The 13,554-nt window shown below is 40.9% G+C and carries 12 protein-coding genes; 5 read left to right on the forward strand and 7 right to left on the reverse strand.

Translation table 11 applies throughout. The annotated features are described in order from the left end of the window. The first annotated feature begins 138 nt into the window (after nucleotides 1-138). Together katG and HWE15_RS05950 are read left to right on the forward strand one after the other, a co-directional pair. The gene (gene katG / locus HWE15_RS05945) at nucleotides 139-2,349 is read left to right on the forward strand and encodes a catalase/peroxidase HPI (protein WP_290506593.1); all 2,211 of its coding nucleotides are present in this window, start codon (nucleotides 139-141) and stop codon (nucleotides 2,347-2,349) included. A 116-nt stretch (nucleotides 2,350-2,465) separates the two neighbouring features. Beyond that, nucleotides 2,466-3,194, forward strand: a complete 729-nt coding sequence (locus HWE15_RS05950) for a class I SAM-dependent methyltransferase (RefSeq protein ID WP_290506594.1) — start codon at nucleotides 2,466-2,468, stop codon at nucleotides 3,192-3,194. Nucleotides 3,195-3,196: 2 nt separating this feature from the next. Here the strand turns inward: HWE15_RS05950 and HWE15_RS05955 are convergent, their stop codons facing one another. Next, nucleotides 3,197-4,003: a metallophosphoesterase gene (locus HWE15_RS05955; RefSeq protein WP_290506595.1), complete on the reverse strand. Its 807-nt coding sequence runs from the start codon at nucleotides 4,001-4,003 to the stop codon at nucleotides 3,197-3,199. A gap of 257 nt (nucleotides 4,004-4,260) precedes the next feature. Between HWE15_RS05955 and HWE15_RS05960 the strand changes: the two genes are divergently transcribed. Together HWE15_RS05960 and HWE15_RS05965 are read left to right on the forward strand one after the other, a co-directional pair. Next, nucleotides 4,261-5,610, forward strand: coding sequence for a Gfo/Idh/MocA family oxidoreductase (locus tag HWE15_RS05960; protein WP_290506596.1), 1,350 nt, complete (start codon nucleotides 4,261-4,263; stop codon nucleotides 5,608-5,610). A gap of 125 nt (nucleotides 5,611-5,735) precedes the next feature. Then, nucleotides 5,736-7,061: a polysaccharide deacetylase family protein gene (locus tag HWE15_RS05965; protein WP_290506597.1), complete on the forward strand. Its 1,326-nt coding sequence runs from the start codon at nucleotides 5,736-5,738 to the stop codon at nucleotides 7,059-7,061. Between the two features lie 20 nt (nucleotides 7,062-7,081). Here HWE15_RS05965 and HWE15_RS05970 read toward each other — a convergent pair whose 3' ends face one another. From HWE15_RS05970 to HWE15_RS05980, 3 genes are read right to left on the reverse strand one after another with little or no spacing between them, the layout of a single operon-like run. Next, on the reverse strand, nucleotides 7,082-7,267 hold the full coding sequence (locus HWE15_RS05970; protein ID WP_290506598.1) for a hypothetical protein: 186 nt from the start codon (nucleotides 7,265-7,267) through the stop codon (nucleotides 7,082-7,084). Between the two features lies 1 nt (nucleotide 7,268). Next, nucleotides 7,269-8,612 (reverse strand): ATP-binding protein, encoded by a 1,344-nt coding sequence (locus tag HWE15_RS05975; RefSeq protein WP_290506599.1) that lies wholly within the window; start codon nucleotides 8,610-8,612, stop codon nucleotides 7,269-7,271. Next, nucleotides 8,602-9,984, reverse strand: a complete 1,383-nt coding sequence (locus HWE15_RS05980) for a sigma-54 dependent transcriptional regulator (protein ID WP_290506600.1) — start codon at nucleotides 9,982-9,984, stop codon at nucleotides 8,602-8,604. The genes HWE15_RS05975 and HWE15_RS05980 overlap by 11 nt, the downstream gene beginning before the upstream one ends. 193 nt (nucleotides 9,985-10,177) lie before the next feature. Between HWE15_RS05980 and HWE15_RS05985 the strand changes: the two genes are divergently transcribed. Beyond that, the gene (locus HWE15_RS05985; protein ID WP_290506607.1) at nucleotides 10,178-10,606 is read left to right on the forward strand and encodes a peptidylprolyl isomerase; all 429 of its coding nucleotides are present in this window, start codon (nucleotides 10,178-10,180) and stop codon (nucleotides 10,604-10,606) included. 50 nt (nucleotides 10,607-10,656) lie between these two features. On the opposite strand, the gene HWE15_RS05990 is transcribed toward HWE15_RS05985, so the two are convergent. The 3 genes from HWE15_RS05990 to HWE15_RS06000 form a co-directional block, all read right to left on the reverse strand. After that, nucleotides 10,657-11,487: a hypothetical protein gene (locus tag HWE15_RS05990; RefSeq protein WP_290506601.1), complete on the reverse strand. Its 831-nt coding sequence runs from the start codon at nucleotides 11,485-11,487 to the stop codon at nucleotides 10,657-10,659. Next, nucleotides 11,484-12,260, reverse strand: coding sequence for a UDP-2,3-diacylglucosamine diphosphatase (locus tag HWE15_RS05995; protein WP_290506602.1), 777 nt, complete (start codon nucleotides 12,258-12,260; stop codon nucleotides 11,484-11,486). Before HWE15_RS05995 ends, HWE15_RS05990 begins: the two co-directional genes overlap by 4 nt. 75 nt (nucleotides 12,261-12,335) lie before the next feature. After that, nucleotides 12,336-13,554 (reverse strand): AAA family ATPase (locus HWE15_RS06000; RefSeq protein ID WP_290506603.1); only part of this gene is annotated, 1,219 nt, incomplete at its 5' end.

The raw sequence follows: 13,554 nt of genomic DNA on the forward strand, positions 1-13,554 counted from the left end.
AACAGGCTTCTACTTGAATCAAGAATATTCCCAATAAGAGTCATAGTTTTTATCAATCAAAAAAAAATTCATATCCATAAAATTTTTGGTAATTTCGTCATGCTTGAAATTAATGATTAACTATAAACCAATAAAAATATGAGTAATCCACATGGAAATGGTAGCGGTGATTTGAGCAAATGCCCATTTCACAACGGTACCATGCTACACGGTGCCGGAAAAGGCACCCAGAACGTTGATTGGTGGCCTAATCAACTGAATTTGAATATTTTAAGACAGCATTCTTCTTTGTCTAACCCGATGAGCGAAGACTTTAACTATGCGAAAGAGTTCGCTAGTTTGGACTTGCCTCAGGTGAAAAAAGAGATTGAAGAAGTGTTGAAAACTTCTCAGGATTGGTGGCCTGCAGATTATGGTCACTACGGTCCTTTCATGATCCGAATGGCATGGCACAGTGCGGGTACTTACCGAGTGCATGATGGAAGAGGTGGTGCAGGAACAGGTACGCAGCGTTTTGCGCCTTTGAATTCTTGGCCTGACAATGCCAACTTGGACAAGGCTAGACTTTTGTTGTGGCCTATCAAGCAGAAATATGGAAAGAAACTTTCCTGGGCTGACTTGATGATTTTGGCAGGAAACGTTTCTTTGGAATCTATGGGCTTCAAAACATTCGGTTTTGGTGGTGGTCGTTCTGACGTATGGGAACCAGAGCAAGATATCTACTGGGGATCAGAGAAAGAATGGGTTGCCCACAGAAATCCTGAAGCTTTGGAGTCTCCACTGGGAGCTACCGAAATGGGATTGATCTATGTTAACCCAGAGGGTCCAGATAAGAATCCTGATCCACTATTGGCTGCTAAAGCTATTCGTGAGACTTTCGGCCGAATGGCTATGAACGATGAAGAAACCGTGGCTTTGATTGCAGGTGGACATACATTCGGTAAAACTCACGGGGCTGCAAATCCTGACCAATACGTAGGTCCAGAACCAGCGGCAGCTTCCATCGAAGAAATGAGTATGGGATGGACAAGTTCTTACGGTTCCGGTCATGGAGCTGACACCATTACCAGTGGTTTGGAAGGAGCTTGGACAAGTACTCCTGCTAAGTGGAGCCATGATTATTTCAAGTTCTTGTTCGAATATGAGTGGGAATTGACAAAGAGTCCTGCTGGTGCACATCAGTGGGTTGCTAAGGATGCTGAGGCTATTATTCCTGACGCCCATATTCCAGGCAAATTCCACAAGCCATTCATGTTGACTACTGATTTGTCTTTGAGATTTGACCCTGAATACGAAAAAATCTCCAGAAGATTCTATGAGAATCCAGACGAGTTTGCAGATGCATTTGCTAGAGCTTGGTTCAAATTGACTCACAGAGATATGGGGCCAAAGAGTCGTTATGTAGGTCCTGAAGTTCCTGCTGAAGATTTGATCTGGCAAGATCCAATTCCTGCTGTTAATCATCCATTAGTAGATGATCAGGATATCGCAGGTTTGAAATCAAACATCTTAGCTTCTGGTCTTTCCGTAGCTGAGTTGGTTTCTACAGCTTGGGCTTCTGCTTCTACCTTCCGTGGATCTGACATGCGAGGTGGTGCCAATGGTGCTCACATACGCTTGGAGCCAATGAAGAATTGGGAAGCAAACAATCCGGCTCAACTTTCTAAAGTATTGGGTACACTTGAAAGTATTCAGGAAGAATTCAACAGCACGGCAGCAGGTGGTAAGAAAGTCTCAATGGCTGACTTGATCGTTTTGGCGGGATGTGCTGGTGTTGAAAAGGCTGCTAAAGACGCTGGATATGATGTGACTGTTCCCTTCACCCCTGGTCGTATGGATGCTTCTCAGGAGCAAACTGAAATCGAATCCTTCGAATATCTACGTCCGGTTGCAGATGGTTTCAGAAATTACATTGCTAAAGATTGTGAAGTAAAAGGTGAAGAATTGCTTATTGATAAAGCACAGTTGCTTACCCTTACCGCTCCAGAAATGACTGCCTTGGTTGGTGGTTTGAGAGCTATGGGAGCAAACTGGGATGGATCAAAGCATGGTGTTTTCACTGATAAGCCAGGTCAATTGACTACCGACTTCTTCGTGAATGTTTTGGATCTAGGTACAACTTGGAGAGCTACCAACGACAAGAGCAACATCTTCGTAGGAAGTGATCGTAAGTCTGGTGAGCCTAAGTGGACTGGAACTCGCGCTGACTTGATTTTCGGTTCTAACACTGAATTGAGAGCTTTGGCAGAGGTTTATGCTTCTGCAGATGGAGCTGAGCAGTTTGTTCAGGAATTCGTGAAAGCTTGGGATAAAGTGATGAACTTAGATCGATTTGATCTTGCGAAATAAATCGCATCTCATCAAGATTAAAAAGTGGCTCTCAAAAGGAGCCACTTTTTTATTTTAAAGAGTTTCTATTTCTGCCTCCAATCAAACAGGTTTCAAATTTTTCAGTTTAAAAAGACATGAGACAGATTCGATTTTTCATTTTGTTGGTATTGATTGGCAGTTTGCATTTGGCATGCCAAGCCCAAAGTGGCTCCAAAGACCCAAATTCTCCTTACAAGTTCAAAACACCTTCTTGGGATGGAATTGGGAAAGTATACATGGGAAGAGAAATATCCCATATCATGGGCTTTGCCGGAAAAGATTGGTTGGAGCGGGATTCTCGAGAAGCAGAAGAAGGGGTATCCTTAGCAATTAATAATTTGCCGATTACCTCCAATAGTGTGGTGGCCGATATTGGTGCGGGTTCCGGCTATTATTCCTTTCGAATTGCTCCGCTGGTTCCAGATGGGCAGGTTTATGCTGTGGATGTTCAGGAGGAGGCGGTAGAATTTTTAAGGAAACGAAGCGAGGAGTTGGGTTTTGAGAATGTGAAAGCAGTGAAAGGTTCTTCAATATCTCCTAATCTTCCAGCTAATTCCATTGATTTGGCCATTTTTGTGGATGTATACCATGAACTTGAATTTCCGGAGGAAATGCTTCAAAATCTCCGAAAATCTCTAAAATCGAATGGCAAAATTCTTTTGATCGAATACAGGGGAGAGGATCCTTCAGTTCCTATCAAGCCACTTCATAAGATGACTGTGCGTCAGGCAAAAAAGGAAATGGAAGCAAATGGATTTGAATTGATAGAAAATGGACAATTCTTAAAAATCCAGCACTTTTTAGTCTTTCAGAAAAAAGACTAAAATTACAGGGTGTAGCCGCTTAAAATTTCTCCATCTGAAACTCGTTTCAAATAGGATACTGCTTTTCCATCCGTTCCAATTTCGCAAACTCGATAGCTGGGAAAGGGATTTCCCCAATTACCTCCAAAGTGCCCAGACCAAAGGAAGGGCTTTTTCTTATAAAGCATAACCCCATCTACGTCATGGTCATGTCCATGAAAAATCCCCCGCACATTTGGATAGGAGCTAACCAAATCCATAAAGTCTTTACAGTCTATTCCATGGCGGGTCCATTCGTTTTGGGAAATATGAATAAAGACAGCTACATGGGGTAAATCCTGAAAGGAATCCAGTTTTTCTTTCGCAAAATCCATATCCGCGCAAAGGTAGTCCCCAGCCTCGTTGGAACAATTCAGGAGAAGCATTCCTAATTCTTCCTGGTGAACTTCAGAAAAATTTGCAGGTTGGTTCCAAATTGAATCCCATTCTGAAGTAGTCACGCGATCATGATTTCCTCGAGTGACGAAGTAGGGATGCTGAACTTGATCATAAACCTTTTTTACCTCAGGCATGAGTGTAGGGTCATCATGGATTAAATCTCCATTGAAGACCACAAAATCCACATCCTTTTCCCGATTAAGCGCCTCGATTAGTTTTTGGTGACTTGTTTCAAAGTCGGTATTTGGTTGACCGAAATGCCCGTCAGAAGCTGTAATAAACTTGAATTTAGTCTCTTTTGGAAGTTGCATTTTCCCATATAAGAAGAAAGGAAGGGTCATAGTGCCGGTGGTTAGAATGCCAAGTTTTTGGAGAAAAGGTCGTCGATTCATAATTCTAAGATAAAGAGAGGCATCTTAATATGATGAATTCCTGATGCAAATAAGAAAAAAGAAGTGGCGATTCGCCCTGTAATTTCTCATTTCAACAAGCTTCTTTTCAACCTTCTTTCCCATTTTGGATTGGCAAATCGATTTTTCAGCCTTATCTTAAAACGCAAGATAAAAAAGGGGGAAGTAGAAAGGTTTCCAAATGATTTTTGGCTTTCAATTCTAAGAACAACAATCACATAATATACAATCAACCCAACATGAATAAGAACCTACAGTTTATCGACCGAAGGGATTTTCTCAAGAGGTCGGCTTTGGGTGCAGCCGGTTTGGCCCTAGCACCTTCCTTATTGGCAAAAGCACAAGCCAATGGAAAATTAAGAATTGCACAAATTGGCCTTGGTGCCATGGGAATGGAGGATTTAAAAGCAATCGCTTCCCATTCCTTAGTAGAAGTAGTAGCACTTTGTGATGTGGATAGTCGCGCGATCGATAATGCAAAAAAGCTGTATCCCCAAGCCAAGACTTTTGGTGATTATCGTGTTTTGTTGAAGGAATTGGAAGATGACATTGATGCAGTAGTTGTTTCTACTCCGGATCATACGCATGCTCCAGCCTCTTTGATGGCGATGAAAATGGATAAGGCGGTTTACTGCCAAAAACCTTTGACTCATCATGTTTCGGAAGCAAGAGAAATGAAGAAAGTAGCCGAAAAGAAAGGGCTGGTCACTCAAATGGGAATTCAGGTTCACTCTTTCTATGATTACAAATTGGCTACGCTACTAATTCAATCTGGGATTATTGGAAAGGTCCACGCAGTTCGTGCCTGGTCCCCTAAAAATTGGGGTTTTGACGGTCCCGAACCAACAGGTAGTGATCCGATTCCTGAAGGATTAGACTGGAATTTATGGTTGGGGACTGCTCCAGAGCGTCCCTTTAAAGAAGGATACTATCATCCGGGTAACTGGCGAAAAGTGATGGATTTCGGTTGCGGAACTTTGGGTGATATGGGGGTTCATATTTTTGATACGCCGTATAATGCTTTGGAATTGGATGTGCCTCGAACGATTCGAAATGAGTGTCGTCAACCAACTGGTTTTGGATTTCCTGAGCACAATGTGGTTACATATGAATTTCCATCGACTCCATTCACGGCCGAAACCTTGACTTGGGTTTGGTACGATGGTCCTGGAGCACCTTCGGATCATCCTGATTTGCAGTTGCCAAATGGCGATCAACTTCCCGATCAAGGTGCCATGTTTATGGGAGAAAAAGGAAGATTACTTTTGCCTCACTTTATGCAGTTGCCACGCTTGATTGTAGATGGTCAGTATAAGGAAATGGATATAGCTCAATTCAACTTAGGTGAGCCTGTAAAGGACTATGCTGAGGAAAGTAAAAAGCATTACCATGAGTTTGTAGATGCTTGTTTGGGAAAAACTGAATGTAGTGCTCCTTTTTCTTATTCAGCGCGTTTGACCGAAACCATTTTGTTGGGAGTGATTGCAGGTAGATTCCCGAATCAAACCCTAAACTGGGATAGTAAAAAGGCTCGATTTGCAGAGAAAGAAGCCAATAAATTCCTGAAAGGCAAGTATAGAAAATTCTAAAAATTAGTATAAACCGTATATTTTAAACCTTTGAGGTCAGAAAGATCTCAAAGGTTTTTTGTTTAGCGGTTACTGGATTTTCAAGTCAAATTCAGAACTTAGATAATCAAGATCCCTTTAAAATCATGAAACAGTTCTACTCTTTAATTCTTATTATTTCTCTTCTTGTATGCTCTTGTGGTCCGCAAGATCCAGTCGTAGGCGAAACGGAAATTACAAAATGGCAAGGAAATAAATCAGGAGCTGTTTCGATTACTTTTGATGATGGTATCATCAATCAGCTCACGATCGCAAAACCTATTTTGGATAGCTTAGATCTCAAAGCTACTTTTTACATCATTACGGGAAAAGTAGAAGGATCGGGAAAAGGAAAATTCATTGGGAGAGATCCCCAAGAAATCATTGCTGAGACTGCTCAAATACCTACCGACTCCAGTAACTTATTTGAAAGGGCTTCCTTGATTGCCTTCACAGGTACTTCGGAGGCAGAGGATTATCATGCACGAATTGGGTCTTTATTTGAACAGGGGAGAGTGGAGGAAGCCTATGCATTGACCGATGAGGGATATTCAAAAATCCGAAGTGGTGCCATGAGAAATTCCGATGAAGTGGTATTTCATAATAATGTGGAGGATTCAACTACCTGGGAACAATATAAATCCTATTCGGCTCAAGGTCATGAAATCGCCTCCCATACCGTGACACATCCTCGTTTAGCCGTATTGGATGAAGTGAACTTGATGTATGAACTTGAGCAGAGTAAATCGGATTTATTGAAATTTATTGGTGAAGAATCCATTTTCTCAGCGGAAGGTCCCTATGGGACAGAAAATGAACGGGTCATGCATTATGCGCATCAAGTTTATCCTTCCTTGAGAAATCGAATGCCAGAGGATTGGTTGGAAGAAATCAATCGAGGGAGTGACCGCACCCCAGGTCAATCCATAAAAGAATACGTTCAATGGCAGCGGGGACCCTTAACTCGAACTACGCCAGCTCAAATGAAAGCATGGACGGATACGGTTATGAATCATGACAATACCTGGTTGGTATTGGTTTATCATGGTGTAGAGAATCTCGGATGGGAGCCTAAAAAGCGAGCTGAATTAGTAGAATATTTTTCTTATCTGAAAAGCAATGAAGGTCGACTTTGGATTGCTCCATTTCGAAATGTTACCAAATATTTACGGGAAAGAAAAGCTACTACGGTGAAGGTAGAAGTAAATTCGGATATAATCGAAATCAATCTGACTTGTTCTCTGGATTCGAAATTATACCAAGAGCCCCTAACTTTAAAAACCTATATTCCGCAGGAATGGGTTAGTGTGAAATTGAAAAATGGAGAGGAAAGCCAAGACTTAGAAATCATGAAGGATGGAAAGGGGAGTTTTGTGATCTATTCTACACCTCCCAATTCTCAGGGAATAATATTGATGAACTCCGAAGGTTGATTTCTTTTAGCCCAGAAGATTTAGGGTTTTAGTCTTTTGCTATCATGGATTTTCTTTTTCAAATAGGCTATATATATCCATTGAATGATGAAGATTAAGGGCCAAATAATAACAAAAATCCACACGTTGATTTCCTTGTAGGTCATCCCTAAAATATCAGAAAGCCAATACAGGAAATCTACACACCAATCAAAAATCTGATTCATTTTAACCGTTGAAGATTAATTTGAAGGTTGTTCCTTCGCCTAATTGAGAGCGAACTTGGATGTTGCCTTTGTGGCGACGCATGATTTGTTTGGAAAGGCTTAAGCCGATACCCGAACCTTTTTTCTTGGTAGTGAAAAAAGGAATAAAGATTTTACTCAATGCCTCTTCTTCTATTCCCTTTCCGGTATCACAAACTTCTAAGATGATTTTTCCGGCCTCGTCGATATAAGCCCGTAGTCGGATCAATTTTCTTTCTGATTCTTCCAAGGCCTGAATGGCGTTCTGAACTAGATTGATGAGTACTTGTTCAATTTGGCTCTGGTCACCAAACAAGATTAATTCGGGTGGATCAAGTTCTTTGAGTAATTCGATATTGTGTGTTTCCAATTGATGCTGGAAAAGTACCTCGAGCTGATCAAAGAGGTTTGCAAGCCGAATACTGCTGAATTTAGGTGCTGGTATATGGGCAAGACTTCGGAAATCCGATACGAAGTTTATCAATCCTTCAGAACGTTTTTCGACCGTGGTGATCCCCATTAAATAATCTTCCAAATCGCTATCGGTAACAGGATCTGCTTGCTCCAGTTTTTGTTCGATATCAGTCTTAATTGTTCCAGCTAAGGAAGAAATCGGGGCGATGGAATTCATAATCTCATGCGTTAGAATTCGAACCAGGTTTTGCCAAGCCTCCATTTCCTTTTCTTCCAGCTCAGACTGAATGTTTTGAAGAGATACCAATTTGAATTGTTCCCCACGCATCATCAATTCAATGACATACACGGAAAGCTGCATGATGCCATCTGGGTGAGCAATTTTGATAAGTTCACTTCCTCCTGTTTTAAGCTGATGGATTGCTAGATGAAGTTCCTTATTGACCGATTCAATTTGATTGATATTACTGAGATCATCCACATTTAGGATGCGTTTTGCAGCTGTATTGATCAATTGGATTTTACCATCTTCCCCATAGGTGATCAGTCCAATACTCAAATGCTTGAATACGGATCGGAAATAATGATAGTTGGCTTCTTTTTCAGCTTGGTCTTCCTTGAGTTTGGCAAGGATAGCATTGAATTCAATGTGAAGATCATCGGTTTCAGTTCCATCGAATTTTACGGGATAGACTTGAGAATACTGATCCTGCTTGATATTGTCGAGAAAGGTTCGGACTTTTTTGAATGAACTTTCTGCATACCGAAGTAGGAATACCACTTGGATGATGACCAAAATTATGAATAGAGAGTTTATGAATACTCCCCATTCATCTGCGATGGAATAACCTAATGCAAATAAAGAGACTGCCAAAAGGGCAATACGCCCCAAAAGGCCTACCTTAAAGTCCATATTTTTCCAGTCTTCTATAAAGGGAAGCCCGAGTCAATCCCAGTTCTTTCGCTGCTTTGGAGATATTTCCACCATTTTTATCAATAGCTCGTTGAATGGTTGTGCGCTCCATGTCATCCAAATTCAAAGTATTATTGGCCGGCATTTTTTCAGTAGCTGGTTTGGCAGACAGGAAGAAGAAATCCCTGCTATCCAATTGACTTCCATCGGACATAATGATAGCCCGCTCGATAGCATGCTGTAATTCACGAATATTTCCTGGCCAGGAATACCGCTGTAATAATTCCATGGCTGATGGCGTAAATCCATCGAGGGTCTTCCTATATTTTTGACTGTATATTTTCAAGAAGTGATTGGCCAATTGAGGAATATCATCCTGTCTTTCACGTAAAGGTGGTAGGAAGATTTCTACGGTATTGATCCGGTAGAGTAAATCCTGTCGGAAGGTGTTTTCCATCACCATTTCATGAACTGGCATATTGGTCGCGCAAATAAGTCGAATGTCCACAGAAATCGGCTTATTTGTACCGATACGAGTCACTTCGCGACGTTGAAGGACTGTCAATAATTTAGATTGAAGAGGCATAGAAAGGTTCCCGATTTCATCCAGAAAGAGTGTTCCTTGATCTGCAACTTCAAAGCGACCGGCACGATCTTCTTTTGCGTCTGTAAAAGCTCCTTTTTTGTGACCGAAAAGTTCTGATTCAAAGAGGGTCTCTGTGATTGCACCCATATCCACACCAACAAAAATCTCATCCTTTCTCAAGGATCGTTCATGAATTGCTCGCGCAATTAATTCCTTACCCGTACCGTTTTCCCCAAGAATCAAAACGTTGGCATCGGTTTGAGCAACTTTGTCAATGATGGAGAAGATATTCTTCATGGAAGCGGAACTTCCGATAATCTCGGTATAAGGTTTTTTTAGATCGGTTTGAAGGGCCTTTTGTTTCTTCTGCAGCTTTTCTACTTCGTTGTAACTCTCTTTCAGCTTTACAGCTGAGGAAAGGGTAGCAATCAATTTTTCATTTTGCCAAGGCTTCAGGATAAAATCTGTTGCTCCCTCTTTCAATGCCTGTACAGCCATTTCTACGTCTCCAAAAGCCGTAATAAGAATGACAACTGCCTTTGGATCAATTTCCTTGATTTGCTTTAGCCAATAAAACCCTTCCTTTCCTGAGGTGGTATCCTCTCGGAAATTCATATCTAAAAGGATGACGTCGTAATTATTGTTATTGATCAAAAAAGGGATGCGTCTTGGGTCTTTTTCGATACTGACTTCTTTTGCATGCTTTTTCAAAAGCATTTTTGCAGCAAATAGTAAATCTTCGTTATCGTCGATAATAAGGATTTTTCCCAAGTCTTGATTTTCCATACTTCAATTGTTTACTCCTTTTATGGGGAAAATAGTGCCAACTCAATTTAAGGCATTTATTTGGGTTTTTAACTGAATAAGTGTCCGTAATTGTACATAATTATATTGAATTCGGACAGTTTGTCCTGAATTTGTTCGGTTTTATCCCCCGGCGTATTATTTGTACCTTTGTGGTAACACAAAACCAATTAGTATTATGCAAGCAAAAAAAGGTGATACCGTAGCGGTACACTACACAGGAAAACTAGAAGACGGAAGTGTTTTTGATTCGTCTGTAAACCGTCAGCCTCTGGGGTTTACATTGGGCGATGGTAATATGATTAAAGGCTTCGATGAGGCTGTTCATGGGATGGAAGTCGGAGACAAAAAAACAGTAACTATTCCAGCTGCTGAAGCTTATGGAGAGCGCAGAGATGATATGATGATTGATGTACCTCGTGCCCAAGTTCCGGCAAATATCAACCCCGAGGTTGGAATGCAATTGACACTTCAAGGAGGTAATGGACAGCCTATGCCTGTGACCGTTACTTTCGTAGATGAAGAAAAAATAACGTTAGATGCCAATCACCAATTGGCTGGGAAAGATTTGATCTTTGAAATTGAACTAGTGACTATCTCCTAATTCAAGTCAGGTTTAAAAAACGGCCGGGAAATGAATATTTTCCGGCTTTTTTATTGCAATTCTTTTAGGGATTCGGGAATGGGGTAGACTTCTATTTTTTCAGAATGAATCAGTAAAAAAACTGTTTGACCTACAAGTGCATAGCTTCCAGCCTGAGTTTTCAAAGGTTGAATTTCTTCAACAGTTCGACTTGATAAATTAAAACCCATTAAATACCCATTTTCAAGCCAAAGCAAGTAATCTTTATATAGGCTCAGTTTCGTTAGTTGAGGAAGTTTCAGGTCAAGTAGTAGATTACCTTGATTATCAAAAATCAATACCCCTTCATCTGGGATTAGTGCGAACACCCGATTTTTATATTCTTTTAAGGCAGAAATTTGAAGGTTTTTGACAGAGGTGATCAGATTTAGAGGTTGAACATCCAAAATGAGATTTCTCAAATAATCCATCCGTTTAAGTGAGAGATCGGATTCATCCCATACCCAAACAATATTGTTATTTCCCAAAGTAGCAGCCTTAGCCAAATTGACTGAGGCATCCAAAAAGTTACGTTCAGCGATTGGATTTAGAAAACGATCCAGAATACGGTATTCTTGCAGATCTTCAGAAAAGGAAAAAATTGTCACGCTCCAAGCGGCCTCCAGTTGGCTGAGCTTGGCCTGGCGAGCCGGTGAAAAATAGTTTTGTTGCTTTCCGGAAGTATTAAAAAGAAAAATATCCCCTTGAGGATTACTCACATAAATTTGGTCCCGGGTATCCAATGAAACCTGATCTAATTCCTGAAGGGGGATTTCAGCAATCGGTTTGCTCAATGCATCTTCCACTTGGGAAAAAACTCCCCAATTGATCCAAAAGAATACAAAAGAAAGAACCCATCTCATTTTTCAAAACGTAATAGTTTGGCTTTGTGCCCATCGAATTCCAAATAGGTATATTGACTTACCCATTCTCCTAGGTTGTAATAGGTAGAATTCTTCCCAACCTCCAATTCCAAGGGCAGGTGCCTATGTCCGAAGATGTAAAAATCGTGATGTTTCCGCTTCTCGATTTCCTTGCAGTATTGCCAAAGCCATTCGTCTTCTCCCAAAAAATGATTTTCATTTTTCTCAATATTGGAAATTCGGCTACTGCTGGACCAGGCTTTTGCAAGTTTGATTCCTAAATCCGGATGAAACCATCTGAAGAGCCATTGAGCAAGTGGGTTTGTAAAAACCTTTTTCAAAAGTTTGTACTTCTTATCCCCGGGACCCAAACCATCACCATGGCCTACCAAAATCCGTTTTTCATTGACTACAATTTCGATGGGGTGATGGTAAACAGGGATTCCTAATTGCTCGGTGAAATAATCCTTCATCCAGAGGTCATGATTCCCCGTGAAAAACAGAATTGGGATTTTTTTCTCTCTTAATTGATGGATCTTGGAAATGAAAGGAATGAAACCTTTGGGGATTACCTCCTTGTATTCAAACCAAAAGTCAAAGATGTCACCAACCAAAAAGATAGCAGCCGCCTCATCTTGGATTTGATCTAGCCAACGGATGATTTTTTGTTCTCTGTCTAGACTTTCTTGCTCGTTGGGAGCACCTAAATGAAAGTCAGATGCGAAAAATAACTTCTTATCCTGTAATTGATAATTGAATGGTTCCAGAGACATGCGGAAAGATAGAACTAGAAGTGCAAAAATAAAAAGTCCTGATTGCTCAGGACTTTCTTTTAAGTAGATTTAAAGTTATTCGGAAGGTTTTTCTTCACTACCAGTTTCAGCAACTGGTTCTTTTTTCTCCTTTTTTTTAGGTTTCTCAGATTCCTTTTCTGATTTAGGCTCTTTTTCTTCCTTTACTCCTTCCTGTTTGGTTTCCGCAGTTTCCTTTTTGCCACTAGTGTAGGCCTGGTAAGTAGTTTCCTTTGCAAATGGTCGTTTCCCGATAAGTTTTTCCAAATCTGATTGGAAAATTATTTCTTTCTCAAGAAGTTCTTTTGCCAAGGTCTCTAACTCATTTCTTCTTTCTCGGAGAAGATCTAGGGTTCGCTGATAAGCAAAATCAATAAGCTTATGAACTTCCTTGTCAATCAATTCTGCAGTAGCTTCAGAATAAGGCTTGGTCATTTTGTAGCCATCACTCTTGCTGTCATAGAAGGATACATTCCCCAACTTCTCATTCATACCGTAAATAGATACGATTGAATAAGCCATTTTTGTAATGCGCTCCAAGTCACTCAATGCTCCGGTTGAGATTTTACCAAAAACAATCTCCTCGGCTGCACGACCACCCAAGGTCATACACATCTCATCGATCAACTGTTCTGTTTGATATAGGAATTGTTCCTTGGGAAGGTATTGGGCATAACCCAAAGCTGCTACACCTCGAGGAACAATAGATACTTTTACCAAAGGATCTGCATGCTCCAAAAACCATCCTGCAACCGCATGACCGGCTTCATGGTAGGCTACAATTTTCTTCTCTTCAGGAGAAATAATCTTGTTTTTCTTTTCCAATCCACCAATTACTCGGTCAATAGCGTCCTGGAAATCCTGCATGTCTACCGCAGTCTTATTGCGTCGGGCAGCGATTAGGGCTGCTTCATTGCAGACGTTGGCGATTTCAGCACCTGCAAATCCAGGTGTTTGAGCGGCCAATTTTTTAGCGTCTACATCCTCGGAAATTTTGATCGGCTTTAAGTGTACTTTGAAAATTGCCTCTCGTCCGGCGATGTCAGGCTTGTCAATGGAAATCTGTCGATCAAAACGACCTGGTCTTAGAAGAGCACTATCCAATACATCCGGACGGTTAGTAGCTGCCAAGACAATAACTCCGGAGTCTGTTCCGAATCCATCCATTTCTACCAATAGAGAATTTAGGGTGTTCTCTCGTTCATCATTTGAACCAGGCATCTGACCTTTTCCGCGGGATCGTCCGATCGCATCAATCTCATCAATAAAGATGATA

Source organism: Algoriphagus sp. (genome assembly GCF_013373065.1).
GTDB lineage: Bacteria > Bacteroidota > Bacteroidia > Cytophagales > Cyclobacteriaceae > Algoriphagus.

Coding starts and splice junctions, on each gene's coding strand:
- katG (WP_290506593.1), top strand. CDS start 139: ATGAGTAATCCACATGGAAATGGTAGCGGTGATTTGAGCAAATGCCCA.
- HWE15_RS05950 (WP_290506594.1), top strand. CDS start 2,466: ATGAGACAGATTCGATTTTTCATTTTGTTGGTATTGATTGGCAGTTTG.
- HWE15_RS05955 (WP_290506595.1), bottom strand. CDS start 4,003: ATGAATCGACGACCTTTTCTCCAAAAACTTGGCATTCTAACCACCGGC.
- HWE15_RS05960 (WP_290506596.1), top strand. CDS start 4,261: ATGAATAAGAACCTACAGTTTATCGACCGAAGGGATTTTCTCAAGAGG.
- HWE15_RS05965 (WP_290506597.1), top strand. CDS start 5,736: ATGAAACAGTTCTACTCTTTAATTCTTATTATTTCTCTTCTTGTATGC.
- HWE15_RS05970 (WP_290506598.1), bottom strand. CDS start 7,267: ATGAATCAGATTTTTGATTGGTGTGTAGATTTCCTGTATTGGCTTTCT.
- HWE15_RS05975 (WP_290506599.1), bottom strand. CDS start 8,612: ATGGACTTTAAGGTAGGCCTTTTGGGGCGTATTGCCCTTTTGGCAGTC.
- HWE15_RS05980 (WP_290506600.1), bottom strand. CDS start 9,984: ATGGAAAATCAAGACTTGGGAAAAATCCTTATTATCGACGATAACGAA.
- HWE15_RS05990 (WP_290506601.1), bottom strand. CDS start 11,487: ATGAGATGGGTTCTTTCTTTTGTATTCTTTTGGATCAATTGGGGAGTT.
- HWE15_RS05995 (WP_290506602.1), bottom strand. CDS start 12,260: ATGTCTCTGGAACCATTCAATTATCAATTACAGGATAAGAAGTTATTT.